At 55.2% G+C, this 17,767-nt stretch carries 15 protein-coding genes; 7 read left to right on the forward strand and 8 right to left on the reverse strand.

The annotated features are described in order from the left end of the window. Nucleotides 1-36: 36 nt before the first annotated feature. Nucleotides 37-801 (reverse strand): triose-phosphate isomerase, encoded by a 765-nt coding sequence (gene tpiA, locus FHW17_RS17665; RefSeq protein WP_112530012.1) that lies wholly within the window; start codon nucleotides 799-801, stop codon nucleotides 37-39. A gap of 315 nt (nucleotides 802-1,116) precedes the next feature. Between tpiA and FHW17_RS17670 the strand changes: the two genes are divergently transcribed. The 5 genes from FHW17_RS17670 to glp are packed head-to-tail and all read left to right on the forward strand — an operon-like array spanning nucleotide 1,117 to nucleotide 6,564. Further along, a complete protein-coding gene (locus tag FHW17_RS17670) occupies nucleotides 1,117-3,009 on the forward strand; it encodes a SurA N-terminal domain-containing protein (RefSeq protein WP_182510442.1) in 1,893 nt (630 codons plus the stop codon). Nucleotides 3,010-3,027: 18 nt separating this feature from the next. Further along, the gene (gene trpD, locus FHW17_RS17675; protein WP_182510443.1) at nucleotides 3,028-4,047 is read left to right on the forward strand and encodes an anthranilate phosphoribosyltransferase; all 1,020 of its coding nucleotides are present in this window, start codon (nucleotides 3,028-3,030) and stop codon (nucleotides 4,045-4,047) included. Next, nucleotides 4,047-4,868 (forward strand): indole-3-glycerol phosphate synthase TrpC, encoded by an 822-nt coding sequence (gene trpC / locus FHW17_RS17680; RefSeq protein ID WP_182510513.1) that lies wholly within the window; start codon nucleotides 4,047-4,049, stop codon nucleotides 4,866-4,868. Before trpD ends, trpC begins: the two co-directional genes overlap by 1 nt. Next, on the forward strand, nucleotides 4,865-5,353 hold the full coding sequence (moaC, locus tag FHW17_RS17685) for a cyclic pyranopterin monophosphate synthase MoaC (protein WP_182510444.1): 489 nt from the start codon (nucleotides 4,865-4,867) through the stop codon (nucleotides 5,351-5,353). Before trpC ends, moaC begins: the two co-directional genes overlap by 4 nt. 2 nt (nucleotides 5,354-5,355) lie before the next feature. Beyond that, on the forward strand, nucleotides 5,356-6,564 hold the full coding sequence (gene glp, locus FHW17_RS17690) for a gephyrin-like molybdotransferase Glp (protein WP_182510445.1): 1,209 nt from the start codon (nucleotides 5,356-5,358) through the stop codon (nucleotides 6,562-6,564). Nucleotides 6,565-6,648: 84 nt separating this feature from the next. Here glp and FHW17_RS17695 read toward each other — a convergent pair whose 3' ends face one another. The 6 genes from FHW17_RS17695 to FHW17_RS17720 all read right to left on the reverse strand — a co-directional run bounded on the left by FHW17_RS17695 (nucleotide 6,649) and on the right by FHW17_RS17720 (nucleotide 12,832). Continuing rightward, entirely contained in the window at nucleotides 6,649-7,698 is a 1,050-nt protein-coding gene (locus tag FHW17_RS17695) for a Gfo/Idh/MocA family oxidoreductase (RefSeq protein WP_112530025.1), read from the reverse strand. A gap of 109 nt (nucleotides 7,699-7,807) precedes the next feature. Then, nucleotides 7,808-8,590, reverse strand: coding sequence for a ThuA domain-containing protein (locus FHW17_RS17700; RefSeq protein WP_182510446.1), 783 nt, complete (start codon nucleotides 8,588-8,590; stop codon nucleotides 7,808-7,810). A gap of 54 nt (nucleotides 8,591-8,644) precedes the next feature. Continuing rightward, nucleotides 8,645-9,655, reverse strand: a complete 1,011-nt coding sequence (locus FHW17_RS17705; RefSeq protein WP_112530029.1) for an ABC transporter ATP-binding protein — start codon at nucleotides 9,653-9,655, stop codon at nucleotides 8,645-8,647. Between the two features lie 5 nt (nucleotides 9,656-9,660). Further along, entirely contained in the window at nucleotides 9,661-10,491 is an 831-nt protein-coding gene (locus FHW17_RS17710) for a carbohydrate ABC transporter permease (protein WP_113094777.1), read from the reverse strand. Beyond that, nucleotides 10,491-11,438 carry a sugar ABC transporter permease gene (locus FHW17_RS17715; RefSeq protein ID WP_112530033.1) on the reverse strand — a complete coding sequence of 316 codons (948 nt, stop codon included), beginning with the start codon at nucleotides 11,436-11,438 and terminating at the stop codon, nucleotides 10,491-10,493. Before FHW17_RS17715 ends, FHW17_RS17710 begins: the two co-directional genes overlap by 1 nt. Before the next feature lie 131 nt (nucleotides 11,439-11,569). After that, nucleotides 11,570-12,832, reverse strand: coding sequence for an ABC transporter substrate-binding protein (locus FHW17_RS17720; RefSeq protein ID WP_112530035.1), 1,263 nt, complete (start codon nucleotides 12,830-12,832; stop codon nucleotides 11,570-11,572). 462 nt (nucleotides 12,833-13,294) lie between these two features. On the opposite strand from FHW17_RS17720, the gene FHW17_RS17725 reads away from it, so the two are divergent. Together FHW17_RS17725 and lexA are read left to right on the forward strand one after the other, a co-directional pair. Next, the gene (locus FHW17_RS17725; protein ID WP_112530037.1) at nucleotides 13,295-14,323 is read left to right on the forward strand and encodes a substrate-binding domain-containing protein; all 1,029 of its coding nucleotides are present in this window, start codon (nucleotides 13,295-13,297) and stop codon (nucleotides 14,321-14,323) included. A 223-nt stretch (nucleotides 14,324-14,546) separates the two neighbouring features. Beyond that, complete coding sequence (lexA, locus tag FHW17_RS17730; protein ID WP_091886158.1) at nucleotides 14,547-15,266, forward strand: transcriptional repressor LexA; 720 nt, start codon at nucleotides 14,547-14,549, stop codon at nucleotides 15,264-15,266. Here the strand turns inward: lexA and FHW17_RS17735 are convergent. Then, nucleotides 15,260-17,728 (reverse strand): ComEC/Rec2 family competence protein, encoded by a 2,469-nt coding sequence (locus FHW17_RS17735; protein ID WP_182510447.1) that lies wholly within the window; start codon nucleotides 17,726-17,728, stop codon nucleotides 15,260-15,262. The two genes, lexA and FHW17_RS17735, sit on opposite strands and share 7 nt — an antisense overlap. Between the last annotated feature and the right edge of the window lie 39 nt (nucleotides 17,729-17,767).

Below are 17,767 nucleotides of genomic sequence, written 5' to 3' on the forward strand. Positions count from 1 at the left end.
CCGTGAATTGACAGTTTTCTCGGCTGTTGGGGCCTTTTAGAGCGAATGATATGCTTCACAGATGGCCAGGAAGTCCGCAGCTTTCAAGCTTGCACCGCCAACAAGGGCGCCATCGACGTTGTCAATACCGAGAAGTTCAACCGCATTGGATGGTTTGACCGAGCCGCCATAAAGGATACGCAGTTTCGCGCCTTCTCCGCCAAAACGCTTGATCAAAGCCGCACGGATCGAGGCGTGAACCTCGCGCACATCGCCAGCAGTTGGTGTCAGACCTGTGCCGATGGCCCAGACGGGTTCATAGGCAATAACAGTATTTTTGGCCACGGCCCCATCAGGAATGGAGCCTGCAAGCTGTGTCGCGATCACATCAAGTGTCGCACCGGATTTGCGCTGCGCCTCGGTTTCACCAATGCAGATAATGGCGACGAGCCCCGCACCCCAGGCAGCAACGGCCTTGGCATTGACCATTGCATCGGTCTCGCCATGGTCGGTACGGCGTTCCGAGTGGCCGACGATCACATGGGATGCTCCAGCGTCTTTCAGCATATCGGCAGACACATCCCCCGTATGCGCACCCGACTTCTTTGCATGGCAATCCTCGCCGCCAATGGCCAGCGCCTCGCCTTCCACCGACTGGGCAGCGCGGAAGACAAGCGTAGCGGGCACACAGATCAGTCCGTCGATCTTCTCGCCAATCGCCGAATTGGGCCTGTTGACGATCATGCGCAGTTCATCCAGAGACTCTCCGGTCCCGTTCATTTTCCAATTGCCAGCAACGAGTGGACGGACATCAGGGGTCATTCGGCGTTCCTCAAGACGATAGATTTGATGATTTCTCGGTTATTTGATTGTCTGACTAGCAAATTCACTTGATAAAGCAATCGACACAAGCCCTCCATGACGCTATTCCCCTAGTGGAGCGAATTTGACATTCGCATCCTTCGTGACATCAAGCGCGGAGCGAATGTCAAATTCAAAGCTCCACTAGAACCATAGAGTTGCTTGTGGTCCTTTTATTCTGACATTTGCCTTAATGGCTGTATCAGCGGGATGCAAATGTCAGAATCGGACCATGAGGCAATTCTTTTGAGCCTCATACTGTTACGGTGACTTTCTATGCTCGATTCTTTGCGCGATGTGGCCCAGACCTGGGTAGCTAAGGTACTTCTCGGTCTTCTTGGCATCAGTTTTGTTGGCTGGGGCGTGTCCAATACAATTCTCAGCGCCGTTGGCAATGGTTCCGCCATTAGCGCCGGTAGCTCGAAAGTTTCCCCGGTCGAGTATCGCCTAGCCTATGATCGCCAGCTTGCATCGCTGCAGCAGCGCTTTGGCCAGCGGTTTACCCGTGAACAGGCTGATGCCATTGGTGTGAGCAATCAGGTTCAGTCGCAGCTGGTTGCCGGTGTGGTCCTTGATGAAGAGGCCCGCAAGATGTCGCTCGGTCTTTCCAAAGACCGTCTGGCACAGCTTGCCGCCGAAGACCCTGCTTTTCAGGGCCCCGACGGTCGTTTCAATCCTGCGCAGTTTGATGCCATATTGCGCAATGCCGGCATGACCCCGCAGGGTTATCTCGACAGCCGCAGCAAGATTGCGCGCCGCCAGCAGATAGTCGAAGCTGTGGCTGACGGCATTACCGTGCCCGATACGCTGCTCAAGGCCGTAGCCACCTATAAGGGTGAATCGCGCACCATCGATTATGTATCGATGCCGAAATCATTCATCACCGACATTCCCGCGCCAAGCGATGCGGATCTGAAGACCTATTTCGATGCAAACAAGGAAGCTTACGGTGCTCCGCAATACCGCAAAATCACCTATGTAAAGCTCGAACCAAAAGATATTGCTGATGAGGCATCGGTTTCGCCTGAGGAAATCAAGGCTGAATACGACAAGAACATCGCCCGCTATACCTCGCCGGAAACCCGCACCATCGAGCAATTGACCTTTGCCAATGCTGAAGCGGCCAAGGCAGCGCATGACCGTCTGGCTGGCGGGACTTCGTTCGAAGACGAAGTAAAAGCTGAGGGTAAGACCATGAACGATGTGGGTCTTGGCACCTTCCAGCGCAATGCCCTGCCCGACCAGACGATTGCTGATGCAATCTTCAAAATGCAGGCTGGCAATGTCAGCGATGTGATTACCGGCGCGTTTGGCCCGGTCATTGTTCGCGTAACCGCTGCAACACCTGAAGTGGTCAAGCCGCTGGCTGACGTCGAGAAGGATATTCGTGAAACGATTGCCCTGACCCTTGCCGCTACATCGGTCATGTCCGTGCATGATGCCTATGAAAATGCCCGCGCCGATGGTGCGACCATGGCGGATGCTGCAGCCAAGCAGAATCTGAAAATGGTGACGATTGACGCCGTTGATCAGTCGGGCCGTGGACCGGATGAAAAGGAAATTCCCAATATTCCGTTCGGAGAAAACCTGCTGACCGCCGCTTTCCTTGCCGATCAGGGTTTTGATAATGAGCCGCTCAATGTCGGACCGAACAGTTTCCTTTGGTATGATGTTGCAGGCATTACGCCCGCACGGGAACGCACGCTTGATGAAGTGAAGGCGCGTGTGACGGAAAACTGGCGCACAGCCGAGCTTGAAAAGCGTCTGAACGAAAAAGCCGAGGAAGTGCGCAAGCGCGTTGCTGCGGGTACCTCGCTTGACGATATTGCTGCCGAACTCAAACTCACCAAGGAAACCAAGCGTGGCATCACGCGCCAGTCCAAGGACACGGATCTGGGTGAAGGCGGCGTTGCCTCGGTGTTTGATGGCGCCGATGGTCTGGTTGGTGTAACCGAATCTGCGGCTGATCAGTCGAAGCTGATCTTCAAGGTTACGGAATCAATTGAACCGATGAATGTGGGTGCGGATTCGCTGAGTAAAGCCGAGAAAGATTCGTTCACCTCGCGGCTCTCCGACGATCTGCTCGACCAGTTGGTCATGCAGTTGCAGACCGTCTACCCCGTATCCATCAACAAGACTGTTATTGATCAGGCGCTCGCCCGCCAATGATTGCTGTGAGATCGAGAAATGGCTGAACTGAAACGTTTCATCGGTATTACGGCGGCGGGAAAGGTTCTTTCCCGCGAGGAGGCTGTTGAAGCTTTCGATATCATGATGTCCGGGCAGGCCACCCCTGCACAGATCGGCGCCCTGCTGATGGCACTGCGGGTGCGCGGTGAACAGGTTGATGAGATTGCAGGCGCCGTCTCCGCCATGCGCTCGAAAATGCTCACCGTAAAGGCGGTGCCCGGCGCTATCGATATTGTCGGTACGGGTGGTGATCAGTCCGGCTCCTATAATGTTTCAACCTGCGCTGCCTTTGTCGCTGCCGGTGCCGGTGTGCCGGTTGCCAAGCATGGCAATCGCGCCTTGTCCTCGCGCTCCGGTGCGGCCGATACATTGGCTGCGCTTGGGATTAATATTGAAATCGGTCCGGATCTGATCTCCACCTGCATCAAGGAAGCAGGCATTGGCTTCATGTTTGCGCCATCGCATCACCCGGCGATGAAGCATGTGGGCCCTGCCCGCGTTGAGCTTGGAACCCGTACGATTTTCAATCTGCTCGGCCCTTTGACCAATCCCGCAGGCGTTACGCGCCAGTTGGTTGGTGTTTATGCGCCCGAATGGGTGGAGCCTATCGCGCAGGTGCTGAAGAATCTCGGTTCTGAATCCGTGTGGGTTGTGCATGGTGATGGTCTTGATGAAATAACTACCGCAGGTGTGACCAAGGTTGCGGCGCTTGAGAACGGTGTTATCCGTACATTCGAGATTGAACCGGAGACGTTTGGATTGCGCCGCGTTGATCCACAGGATCTCAAAGGTGGGACTGCCGATGAAAATGCGGTGTCGCTGTTGTCTGTTCTTGATGGTGCGCATGGCGCCTATCGCGATATCACCCTGTTCAATGCCGGGGCCGGACTGGTTATTGCGGGTGCCGCAGACGATCTGAAAACCGGCATCAGCATGGCTGCCCATTCAATCGACAGCGGTGCAGCGCGAAATGTGCTAAAGAAGCTGGTCCACGTATCCAACAGCGAGGCAGTCTGATCATGGTCGATATTCTTCGCAAGATCGAAGCTTATAAGCGCGAGGAAATTGCCGCCGCCAAGGCGCAGTTTACCGTTGATGAGCTGAAGGCGCGGATCGGGGATCAGGAAGCGCCGCGCGGTTTTCATCAAGCACTCGTGGCAAAGCGTGCGGCCAATGAATTCGGCCTGATTGCGGAAATCAAGAAGGCCAGCCCGTCCAAAGGTTTGATTCGTCCGGATTTCAATCCACCCGCATTGGCAAAAGCCTATGAAGAAGGCGGTGCGGCCTGTCTTTCCGTGCTCACCGATGCGCCGTCATTTCAGGGGGCACCGGAGTTTCTGACCAATGCCCGCGCGGCGGTAAGTTTGCCTGCGCTGCGCAAGGATTTCCTGTTCGACACCTATCAGGTGTTTGAAGCCCGCAGTTGGGGTGCCGACTGTATCCTGATCATCATGGCCAGCGTCGATGATGCATTGGCAAAGGCGCTGGAAGAGACAGCCTTTTCATTGAATATGGATGTGCTCGTTGAAGTACATGATGAAGCCGAGATGGAACGGGCACTCAAGCTCACCTCGCCGCTTCTTGGTATCAACAATCGCGATCTGCGCACGTTCAATGTCGATCTTGCCGTATCGGAGCGGCTTGCCAAAATGGTGCCAGCTGACAAGCTGCTCGTCAGCGAAAGCGGTGTGTTCACCCATGCGGATTGCCAGCGTCTGGCGAAATCCGATATCGGCACCTTCCTGGTCGGTGAAAGCCTGATGCGTCAAAGTGACGTGGCCGCTGCAACCCGTGCGCTTCTGCATGGCTCATCGGAACAACAGACAAGCGCCGCATGAACACGACAAAGCTGACCCATCTCGACAGTTCTGGCGCGGCCCATATGGTCGATGTCGGTGATAAGGCCGAGACCGAGCGGGTTGCTGTCGCCGAAGGTTATGTGCGAATGCAGCCAGAAACCCTTCATCTCATCCTCACTGGCAATGCCAAGAAGGGTGATGTGATCGGCACGGCCCGTATCGCCGGGATTATGGCCGCGAAGAAAACCCACGATCTTATTCCGCTTTGCCATCCGCTGCTTTTGAGCAAAATCACAGTCGATATTGATGCGGATACAGCACTGCCGGGCCTGCATGTGCGCGCCACGGTCAAACTATCAGGGAAAACCGGCGTTGAGATGGAAGCACTGACAGCCGTTTCCATTGCCTGTCTGACCATCTATGACATGGCAAAAGCTGCCGATAAGGGCATGATAATCCAAGGTATTCGCCTTCTGGAAAAATCCGGAGGAAAATCCGGCGACTGGTCAGCGGACGGGAATTGAACATGGCAGGCCTTCTTCCCGTTGATGAAGCGCTGCGGCGCATCCTTGCCAATGTTGATCTGCTGGACTCCGAGACTGTAACGCTTGGCGAAGCCGGTGGGCGCGTTCTCGCTGTAGATTTGCATGCCAAACGCCAGCAACCGCCGTTTGCAGCCTCCGCGATGGACGGTTATGCGGTGCGTGCTGATGATGTGGCCAATGTACCGGTTCGTTTGAAGCTTGTGGGCCAATCTGCCGCCGGTCATGCGTTTCAGGGCTTGCTGAACGCTGGCGAAGCGGTGCGCATCTTTACCGGTGCGCCAGTACCTGATGGTGCTGACAGCGTGGTCATTCAGGAAAATACAACTGCCCATGGCGATGAAGTCGAAATTTCCGAGACCATTGCCTTTGGCCGCAACATCCGCAAGGCGGGTCTCGATTTCAACAGTGGTGACGTGCTGCTCGACGCTGGACGACAGCTTGACTCGTCCGCGCTCGCCCTCGCCGCTTCGGCCGATCATCCGCAATTATCCGTTATCAGGCGTCCGCGTGTAGCGATATTGGCAACCGGTGATGAACTCGTCAGCCCCGGTGAACCCTATCGCCCCGATCAGATCATCGCATCCAACAGTTTTGGTCTGGCTGAAATCGTGCGCAATGCGGGCGGCATCGCCATTGATCTTGGCATTGCCGAGGATCGTCTGGAAGCCTTGAGCGATGCACTTGATCGTGCCATTGCCGCCAAGGCCGATATTCTGGTGACATTGGGTGGTGCGTCAGTCGGTGATCATGATCTGGTGCAGCCAGCTTTAGCGGCGCATGGCATGGAACTGGATTTCTGGAAGATTGCCCTGCGACCCGGCAAACCGCTGATGTTCGGACATCTGCAAGACATGCGCATTCTCGGGCTTCCCGGTAATCCTGTTTCGAGCCTGATCTGCGCGCATATTTTCCTGACGCCGCTTATCCGCGCGTTCATGGGATTGCCACATGCGCCTGATCTTCGCGCTGCAGTCCTGGGCGTCGACATGCCTGTTAATGACCAGAGGCAGGATTATATCCGCGCCCGCATCGTTACCGGCGCTGACGGTACATTGACCGCAACGCCGTTTCCCCTGCAGGATTCGTCCATGCTGAAATTTCTCGCCGACGCCAATGGCCTGATCATTCGCGAGCCGCATGCAACCGCGCTTGCAGCCGGTTCGCCCTGCACCATCCTGATGCTGCGATAGACCAGACCTCTGGAGTCATGGGTCAGTCCACAACTCCAGAGCGGCATTGCCTGAGAGCAACCCAAGGCAATTTTAATACAAGAATCAGGCGGTTATCCGGTGCTCTTTCCGGTCGCTTTCCGTTACATTGGCAAGATCGATCGCCTTTTGCAACTTAGCCGCATGTCTAAATGATGGCTCAAGGGTTTTGCCCTGTTTGACCGCCTCGACAAATCGCTGATAGTTCGTTGCAACCGGTTCGACCTCGACCTCTTTCCACGTTGCCGTTTCGATATCATCGCCAAGGCAGACGAGCAGTTTCGAACCGTCATGACGATGCACCACTTCAAACGCACCCTTGTCGCCATAGACGCGCAGACGCAGTTCGTTGACATGCCCCGTGGCCCAGCGGCTTGAATGCACCACGCCAAGCGCGCCATTGGTGAAGCTGACCGTCATGGTAAAGCTGTCATTGGCATCAAGTTCATATTCGCCAATGCGGTTATTGGGCGCCTTGTCGAAGGCTTTAAGACGGCAAAAGACCTCATCGATTTCCGTATCGGTGCCATAGACAACAAAATCGAGAATATGGACACCGACGTCACCGAGCGTGCCATTGGAGCCGTGCTTTTTCGACAGGCGCCAGAGCCAGCGGCTTTCCGTCTGCCAGTCACCCCACATTTTCGCGACAAGCCAGCTTTGCAGATAAGATGCTTCGACATGCTTGACCTTGCCGATCTGGCCGCTTGTCACCAGTTTGCGGGCCGCCTGTAACTGCGCAACATTGCGATAGGTCAGGTTGACCATGCCGACGAGATTGGCCGCCTCGATCTTATCGGCCATTTCCTTGGCATCTTCGTAATTGGCTGCAAGCGGCTTCTCACAAAACACGTGTTTTCCTGCCGCGACACACTGCAAGGTTGTGGCGTGATGGATACTGTCGGGAGTGACATTGGCGACCGCATCAAACTCGCCCCATGCAAGCGCTTCTTCGAGTGAGGTAAAAGCGCGTTCGATATTGTATTCGGCGCGGAATGCTTCAGCACGGCCGGGATCGACGTCAACCGCACCTGCCAGCGTTACTCCATCGATAGCAGCGAAAGCCTTCGCGTGGGAATTGGCCATACTGCCGGTACCCAAGATCAAAAGACGCATTGGTCCAGTCCTTCAAATGAATGTGCCGTGCACTGAAAACAGGCGCAGGCATTGATATGACAGCTGTTTGAGGTGGCCGCGCAAACGGCCACCATGTCGGATCAAAATCCTAGCGGAAACCTTCCTCGCCAGCCTCATGCAGGCTGCCGCCACGTGCGGTGATCGGCTCGATAGCCTTTTCAACCGGCACATTCGGCGCAGTATTGAGCAACGGATAGCGATTGGGGTTGTACGCCCAGTTCACCGCATTGCGCAGCACCAGCCCGACATTCGCATCGTGATAGGTCGGATAGGTTTCATGGCCGGGGCGGAAGTAAAAGACATTGCCCGCCCCCTTGCGATAGGTAAGGCCCGAACGGAACACTTCACCGCCCTGGAACCATGACACGAACACCGTTTCAAGCGGTTCCGGCACAGAGAATGGCTCGCCATACATTTCTTCATTTTCCAGCTCGAAATAGCGTGGCAGACCCTTGGCGATGGGATGGCCGGGGTTGACCACCCAGAGCCGCTCGCGCTCACCGGCTTCGCGCCAATGCAATGCACAGGGCGAACCCATCAGGCGTTTGAAAATCTTGGAGAAATGGCCCGAGTGCAGGACAATGATGCCCATGCCTTCCCAAACGCGCTTGGCAACGCGTTCAACGATTTCATCGGCAACATCACCATGGGCGCGGTGCCCCCACCAGATCAGGACGTCGGTTTCATCCAATGCCTTCTCGGTCAAGCCGTGTTCCGGCTCCTGCAAGGTGGTTGTCTTGACAGAAATATTGCCATCGGACTTCAGCAGCTTGGCAATCTGGTTGTGCATGCCTTCAGGATAGATTTCGGCGACGGTCTTGTTCATCTTCTCATGAACATTTTCGCCCCAAACGAGCGTGCGGATAGTCATTTTGTCTTCCTATTCATTGCGTATGCGTGGTTGGGAGGATGCTTTGGTTCAGTCTTAGTTTGACGCTGCCGGCCTGCCCGATTGATCGAAGCGGTGGACATTGTCGTTGATCGGCGAAATGTGGAGCAGTTCGCCGGGCTGCTGGCTTGCAGTCCCGTCTTGCCTGACGACAAGCGGGTCCTTCGCGCCAATATCGATGTAGAGATAGGTTTCGGAGCCGAGATTCTCGGAAAGGATCAGCTTGCCATTCCAGGCGCCATCCTTCGGCTTGATTTCAAGATGCTCAGGCCGCACGCCAAGCGTATGGGCACGATACGTATCGGCGTGCTTTTCCGTCAGGAAATTCATTTTCGGCGAACCGATGAACCCGGCAACAAAGACCGATTGCGGCTTTTCATAAAGCTCAAGCGGTGTGCCGACCTGCTCGACTATGCCGTCACGCAGCACGCAGATGCGATCGGCGAGCGTCATTGCCTCCACCTGATCGTGGGTAACGTAGATCATTGTGGTTTCGTGCATCTTTGCATGCAGTTTGGCGATCTCAAGCCTTGTCTGCACCCGCAGTGCCGCGTCCAGATTGGAGAGTGGCTCATCGAACAGAAACACTTTCGGATCGCGCACAATGGCCCGGCCAATGGCCACACGCTGACGCTGACCACCGGAAAGCTGCTTTGGCAAGCGGTCGAGATAGGCGGTGATCTGCAGCATTTCCGCCGCTTCGTTCACCCGCCGCTTGATCTCGTCGGCACCGCCCTTGGCGAGTTTCAGACCAAAAGCCATGTTGTCGAACACGGTCATATGTGGATAAAGCGCATAGGACTGGAACACCATGGCAATACCGCGCTGCGATGGGGTCAGGCTGTTGACCACCTTGTCATCAAAGGCAAGCGTGCCCGCAGTGATATCCTCAAGCCCTGCGATCAGGCGCAGCAGCGTTGACTTTCCGCAACCGGATGGACCAACGAACACCATGAATTCGCTTGGGCTGATTTCGAGATCAACGCCCTTGATAACATCGAACGTACCGAAGGACTTGCGAACATTATTGAGATGAATAGCTGTCATTTGAATTACCCCTTCACGCCACCGGCGGTGAGACCGGAAATAATCTTGCGTTGGAAAATCAGGACGAGAACAACGAGCGGCACCGTCACAATGACGGATGCGGCCATGATCGTGCCCCACGGGATTTCATGTGCGCTGGCTCCTGATAGAAGCGCGATGGTGACTGGCACCGTGCGCACCTCTGTTGAGGAAGTGAATGTGAGTGCAAACAGGAACTCGTTCCATGCCGCGATGAAGGCAAGCAAGCCTGTCGTCACCATGGCTGGCCACATCAGCGGCAGAAAGACCTTGGTGATGATGACCCACGGTGTTGCCCCGTCGACAATCGCTGCCTCCTCGATTTCAATTGGCAGGTCCCGCATAAAGGTGGTCAGCACCCAGACGGTGAATGGCAATGTGAAAATCGTATAGGAGAAAACGAGGCTCCACAGCGTGTTGTAGAGACCAAGAAACCGCACCACTTCAAACAGGCCTGCCAGCACCGCAATCTGCGGAAACATCGAGACGGACAGGATTGTCAGCAGAAGCAGCGAGCGGCCACGAAACCGCACACGCGCCAGTGCAAAAGATGCGGTGACGGCAATCAGCAGGGCAAGCAGCACCACCAGAGTGGCAACGATAAGCGAGTTCAGCAGATTGCGGGTAAAGCTACCCGCGTTGATAACTGAAACATAGTTCTCGAAAGAGAACGATGTTGGAAAATACTCGACGGTGAAAAGCGCACTGCCGGTTTTGAAGCTGGTGATGATCGCATAATAGAACGGAAAGACCGCCAATACGACAATCAGGGTGACGAGCGCGTAAAACGCTGTGTTTTTGGTGAGATTCCAGATCATCAGCGGTCTCCTCCATCGAGGCGTACACGGCCAAGCCAGATCGCCAGCACAGTCATCAGCGCAATGGTCAGGAACAGCAGCGTTGATTGCGCCGAGCCATAGGCGAATTTGTCAAACTCGATCAGATTTTCGCGCGCCAGCACCGACATGGTTTTTGTCTGCGAGCTGTTGGGCGTGAGCACATAGATCAGGTCGAAAATGCGCATGGCATCGAGCAGGCGGAAAATAATGGCGACCATCAATGCGGGTTTGATCAATGGCAGTGTGATGCGGAAGAACTGCCGGATCGGATGAACACCGTCGATGTGTGCGGCCTCATAGATGTCTTTTGGCACCATCTGCAGCCCGGCAAGGATAAGCAGCGCCATGAATGGTGTGGTTTTCCAGACATCGACGATCAGCACCGCAGTCATCGCCGTATCGGCACTTGCCGTCCAGGCAATGGGTTGGCTGATAAAGCCAAGACGCAGGAACAGATCGTTGAGAATGCCGAACTGGTCGTTGAGCATCCAGCCCCAAAGGCGGGCTGATACAATGGTCGGAATTGCCCATGGGATCAGAATTGCAGCGCGGACAATGCCCCTGCCCTTGAATTCCGCATTCAGGACAAGCGCAACGATCATGCCAAAGAAGGCTTCAAGCGCTACGGAGATGACACTGAAACGCACGGTGTTCCACACGGCGTTCCACCAGGTCGGATCAACCAGCAGGCCCGAAAAGATTGTGCGGCCGCTTTTCAGCTGTATCCATGAAAGATAATTCTTGAAACCAACCCATTTCGCCGCGCCCATATTGGTGAGCGAAGCGTCGGTGAAAGAGAAATAGATCGTCCGAAGCAATGGCCAGCCCGCAACAATGGCGAGCGCGATGATCATCGGGATGAGAAACAGCTGCGCTGAACGGGCGCGCTGTCGCATAAGTTCTGAACGTGCGGTGGAAGGCGTCATAATCGTATTCCTGCCCGTATAGTTTTGGCCCGTAAGGTTCTGGTTGAAGCGAAAGCGTCAGGCAAACGGTGCGAACAGGGTTCGGGAGGTGATGAACACCATCCGCACCGTGCCCTTCTGCTGGCAGATAGCTACCAGCTGTCTCCTTTGAGTTCGGTCAGCTTGGCTTCGAGAACCTCGAGATTTTCCGCAGCGGTGCCATTGCCCGACAATGTGTCGTGTACGGCGCTCCAGAACATGTTGGACACTTCGTTGTATTTCACCTTCGTTGGCGCCGAGGGGCGCGGAACCGAGTTTTCAAATACGGCTTTCCAGTTTGGAATCAGCGGCTGTGCTGCTGCAACATCCTTGTCGTCATACAGCGCCTTGATGGTTGGCATGCTGGCAAGCGCGATCGCCCGCGCCTTCTGCTGTTCGGGAGAGCCGAGGAACATGGCAAGCTTGATCGCCTCCTCGGGTGATTTCGAATATTTGGAAACCGCAAGATTCCAGCCGCCAAGCGTTGCCGCTGAATTTTGACCTTCCTTGCCGCTTGGCAAAGGTGCCACATCGAACTTGCCCTTGATCGTGCTGCCATCGGCACCGCCAAGCGCATAGGCGTAAGGCCAATTGCGCATGAAGACAGAATTGCCCGTCTGCCAGACACCGCGTGCCTCTTCTTCCGTATAGGCGAGCACACCCTTTGGCGAGATTGAATCGACCCAGCCCTTGGCCCGATCAATAGCGGTGGCCGCATCGGGGTTGTTTATGGAGATCGTGCCATCAGCCTCAATGATCTGTCCGCCGCCCGATGATTTCACCCATTCAAGCGCATTGCAGGTCAGGCCTTCATAGGCATTGGCCTGAAATACAAAGCCGTAAATGCTTTTGTTACCGGCGGCGCGCTCACCATCCTGAATTTCCTTGGCGGTTGCCGCCATCTCATCCCAGGTCTTTGGCACAGGCTTCTTGTACTTCTCAAGAAGATCCTTGCGGTAATAGAGCGCCGGAGCATCCGTGAACATCGGCAAAGCCACAAGCTTGCCATCCACGGTCTGGCTTTCAATGATCGAGGGAATGTGCTGGTCGATAACGTCTTTGGCTGCAGGCTTCAGATCAAGAAACTGGTCGGCCAATTGCGGCGCCCAGATCACGTCGGTGCGGTAAACATCAATATCGGTATTTCCGGCAGCGAGCCAAAGACGGTACTGGCCGAAATTATCGGAGCTATTGGCGGGCATGGCAACAATTGAAACCTTGTTGCCCGTTTCCTTTTCAAACTTGTCGAGCTGGCTGCGCAGAAACTCGCGTCCATTGCCCGTATCACCCGACACGATGGCAAGATTGGCGGCAAATGCTCCCGACGCCAGCAAAGTGGTGGTCAAAAGGGTCGCAATAAATGATTTGGCTTTCATGATTTCCTCCCAAAAATCTGATGGAATCGGATCACTTGCATCGTGGTGACGCCAGTTTCCCCTCGTAAAACTCCTCCTGAAGCGCTTTGGTAAACTCATTCAAACCATAAATTCAAAGCGCTTTGAATGAAAAATGGCAAAGCTGTTTTAAACTGTCAAGCCGCAAATTGGCTATTGCCTTGGAGCCCTACATTCCCAGATTGATCATTTTCCAATATTACTATTGAATAACAAGCTATTGTGTCCGAACGCTCACATCATAAAAAGCGGGCATGTCCCTTGTTGAAACTCGGGGCTGATAACCATAGATCACAATATTGCGAGAAATTGCTCAAAGCGCTTTGAATTTTTACTCTGGTTGTGTTTATTATTTGCGGTCATATCTGCGCTGCGGACATAGCGTTCCGGTCACCGGAATGTTTGGCTGCTTTGCCTGATCGAATTGAATACTGGATTGCTGCCATGAAACTTAAGGAACTGGCCGACCAATTGGGACTCTCGCAGACAACAGTCAGTCGCGCCCTGAACGGCTATCCTGAGGTTAACAAGGCAACCCGTGAGCGCGTCAGCGAGGCCGCGCTCAAATTCGGTTACAGTGCCAATGCCAATGCGCGCCGCCTTGCCATTGGTCGCATCGGTGCTATCGGCATTTTGATGCCGCGCGATCGCAGTGAACGTTTTGGCCCGCACACAAGCGAGTTTTTCTCCGGTCTGGCCGAGCAGCTTTCACTGCATGAAATGGACCTGCTGATGAGCCCGAGCATCAACAATGATGAACTGGCAGCCTACAGGCGGCTGATTTCCAGCAAGCGCGTCGATGGCATTATCGTAACCGGCCCTACCCTGATGGATGAACGGGTTGCCATGCTCACCGAGGCGAAATTTCCCTTTGTGCTGCATGGACGCACCAATATCACAGCGCCGCATGCCTGGCTCGATATCGACAATGCCGGTGCATTCAGGCAGGCAACGTCGCATCTGCTTGATCTAGGGCACCGCCATGTCGCGATGATCGACGGTCTCAAGGGGCACACATTCTCAGAGCACCGTGAAATGGGATATCGCGAAGCGCTGGTGGAACGGGGCCTTCCCATTGATCCGCGTTTCATCGTGCATGAGCGCTTTTCCGATGAAACGGGTTTTCATGAGGCGCAGCGGCTTTTATCCTACACTCCGCATCCGACGGCTATCCTTGCCGGTTCCATGATGACGGCGCTTGGCGTCTTCCGCGCCATTCGCTCCAGGGGTTATGAATTGGGCAAGGAGGTCTCTGTCATCGCCCATGATGACGTTTTTCCCTATCTCAACGCCAGCAACATGGTCCCGGCCATGACGACAACCCGCTCCTCGATCCGCTCCGCCGGTTCGCGCATTGCTGAACTGCTGGTGCGGGTGCTGGATGGCGAGCCAGTTGAAAACATCCACGAGATATGGCCCGTCGAGCTTGTCCTGCGCCAGTCAAGCGGACCACCCATCGCTCCGCGGCGTTGAAGCGAGCGTTTAGCGATTCGGGTAATTGATGTCGTAATACTGTGATATCCGATTGGTGATCGATCAAAAAGCGCCTTCGATTCAGCCATTTTCATCACCATACAGCTAGTATTGACGCTTCGAGTACAGTCGCAACGGAATATTAAGCACTTGTAGAACAATGCTGGAACAGATAGTGTTTGTTCTGGTTTTGTTTTTCCGATTCCCTGCTAAAGGATCGCCGATGCTCACGCGTAAACAACATGAACTTCTTCTCTTCATTCATGAGCGTCTGAAGGAGACGGGTATCCCGCCATCCTTCGACGAAATGAAGGATGCGCTGGATCTGGCTTCCAAATCCGGCATTCACCGGTTGATCACTGCGCTCGAAGAACGCGGCTTCATTCGCCGGCTTGCCAACAGGGCACGCGCGCTGGAAGTCCTGCGCCTGCCGGACTCCATTGCTCCGGGGCTCAACGCCCAGAGAAAGTTCGAGCCAAGCGTCATCGAGGGCAGTCTCGGGCGCAATGTTGCACCGCCAAAGCCGCAGCCGCGCGCTTCCAACGACATGGACATGCCTGCCAATGTCAGCATTCCCGTCATGGGCCGGATCGCTGCGGGTGTGCCCATCTCCGCCATCCAGAACCAGACCCATATGCTGAGCCTTCCGCCGGATATGATCGGCAGCGGCGAGCATTACGCGCTGGAAGTTAAAGGCGACTCGATGATCGAGGCGGGTATTTTTGATGGCGATACCGTCGTCATCAAGCGCGGCGATACGGCCAATCCCGGTGAAATCATCGTGGCTCTTGTTGATGATGAAGAGGCAACCCTTAAGCGTTTCCGCCGCAAGGGAGCATCGATTGCCCTTGAAGCGGCTAATCCTGCCTATGAAACGCGGATTTTTGGACCGGATCGCGTGCAGGTACAGGGTAAACTCGTCGGACTTATCAGGCGTTATTGATCCAGACCGGCATCCCGTTCATCGCTGTTCGGGGTGCTCGCTTTTGTTTTTGGCTTATGTACACGTTCCGGCATGTTGCGTGCCGCTCTTGAGTGAACGCGGTAAGTGTTCCATGGCCGGTCTGGCGGCCCAATGGCATAGGTCAGGCTGGCTGAGATCAACCTTTGATCCAATGCTTGTTCGATCCTGGAAGCATTCATTGCTTCCCCATACCCCTGTGTGACCGGCCCCTGTGTGACCGGGTCCAAGCGGATTTCCGCGGCGCCATTCAAAGCAAGATCGTGCAATGTACCAACCAATGTGCCGGGATTGCTACAGCTGACATCCCTTCCCGCAAAGGCCAGAACGACAATATTTCCTTCACTACAGGCTGCGTCCCTGTATGCAGCTTTATCCGTATAGGCGATGATAAGCCCTCCCGGTTCGCGCGCCGTACAAAGCTTGTCCGCGCATTCAAACATTCCGTCTGTAGCTTGCGCATTGGCCTTGGCGGGTTTGATAATCTGCGCAAGCCCATAACCCTGCTGCCAATTGTTCAGGATGAATGCGCCGCCTTGCGGCCGATTGATCATCAGTATTTCGCCATTGCGCAGTCCGACCAGTCTGCCATCCTCCGATATGACAATATCCGGCGATATGGCGCGCAGCATGACGAGCGCGCCGACGGCCAATAGTGGCAGGCTGCACAGGCGCAGCCACGACGACAGGAACAAGAGGACAATCAATCCCGCACTCAGGAGCAGCAGGCTCATTTGCGGCATTGGGCCAAGATGGCCGCTGGGCGAAAGGGCCGCGACATGATTGGCAATGATGGTGAAGAGTTCAATCCCCCGCTCCATGACACGGAAGGGCAGCCAGTCCATATCGAAAGGCATGAGCAGCAACGCCAGAACGGCGAAGGGCATGACAAGGATGGATATGACAGGCAGAGCCAGTGCGTTGCCGATCAAACCAAGTGGTGCCGTATTGTTGAAATGATAGACGGCAAAGATCGCACTGGCTGAACCGGCGACCAAAGACGTCATGGCGATGCCATTGATATGATCGACGATCCTGTCCGGCAATTGCAAAAGCAAACCATTGCGGCGTTTGCGCCGGCTGTTCCCCAATGCTCTGCGTGGGGACCACCAGCCATAAAATGCGATCAGCGCTGCCGTGGCGGAGTAGGACATCTGAAAACTCGGTCCCAGAATTTCGTGTGGTGCGATGGCGATTGTAACGAGTGCCGCCAATGCAACATTGCGCAATGACAGTGCCGCGCGGTCCGCGATCATGGCGATGAGTATCACCGCCAGCATGACAAAGCTGCGCTGGGCAGCAACATCGAGACCAGAAAGCAGCAGATAAAATGCGCAGGCCAGCAGCGCGGCAAAGGCTGAGAACTTCTTGATCGGATATCGCGCGGAGAATTCCGGGAAGAATGCCAGCGAGGCACGCAAGGCCCCCATGACGATCGCCGCAACAAGCGCCATATGGAACCCGGATATAGACAGGACATGCGACAGACCGCTGAGCCGCATGGCATTGTTCGTCGCTTCACTGATGCCGTCGCGCTGTCCGGTGATCTGCGACGCAGCAATTGCCCCCGGCTCCCCCTTGATCTGATGCTGAATATGATTGGTGAGTTGCTGACGCATGCCCGCCACCATCAGCAATATCTGGTCTGCAATCCCGGCGGGTTTTGCAAGCGATACAATTTCCGGCTTGCCCAGAAAGAACCCGTTGCCGCCAATGCCGCGATAGTAGTTATGGAATGCAAAATCGCAATTGCCCGGCCGTACGGGTCCCGATTGCGGACGCAGATGCACCAGACCATGCAGGCTGGTGCCGGGCCCGGCATCGGGTGGCAAGGAACGGGCAGATATAACAAGCCGTTCTGGCTTATAGAGAAGCTGCGGACGTTCGGTTGCAATGACATCCATGGTCAGCCGCCAGCCACCACGTTCGGGCCGGGCGATCGCCACAATGCGGCCCGTCAAACGGGTGGTAATGCCGGAGCCAAGCATGGTTGTATCAAGGCGCATGGTTTCAAACTTGGCGCACAGCATGCCGGTGATAATGCACAGCGCGATGGTCAGGCAGAGACTTATCAGCCGCCTGTTAACAGCCAGCAGTTTCAGCCCTGACAATGCGGTCAATCCGAAGAGAATGGCACTCAGTCTGGGTTCCGTTGGCAGGCTGAAATAGACAACAGCGCCACTCCCGGCAAAGACAGGCACAAACAGAAAGAAATTGCCCCGATCATATTCCCGGCTAAATGCGAGAGGAATGCTCGATGGTATGTGCCGAACCCAATGCCATCTGGTCGTCACCGCGCGGCGCGTCTTTGCTAGAAGATTGCTCCGCTCGGGAAAATCAGGTTCGTCTTGAGGTATTTGAGTCGCAAAATCGCGCTCATCGACGGCTGGACGATCAAAAAAGTGCCGTTCACTCGTTTGTGTACTGGTGACAGGGCGCCGCATTTGCCTCCAAATCTGCCAATGCCCTTGCACAGCAGCGCT

It is taken from the genome of Phyllobacterium sp. P30BS-XVII (assembly GCF_014138335.1).
Classification (GTDB): domain Bacteria; phylum Pseudomonadota; class Alphaproteobacteria; order Rhizobiales; family Rhizobiaceae; genus Phyllobacterium; species Phyllobacterium meliloti.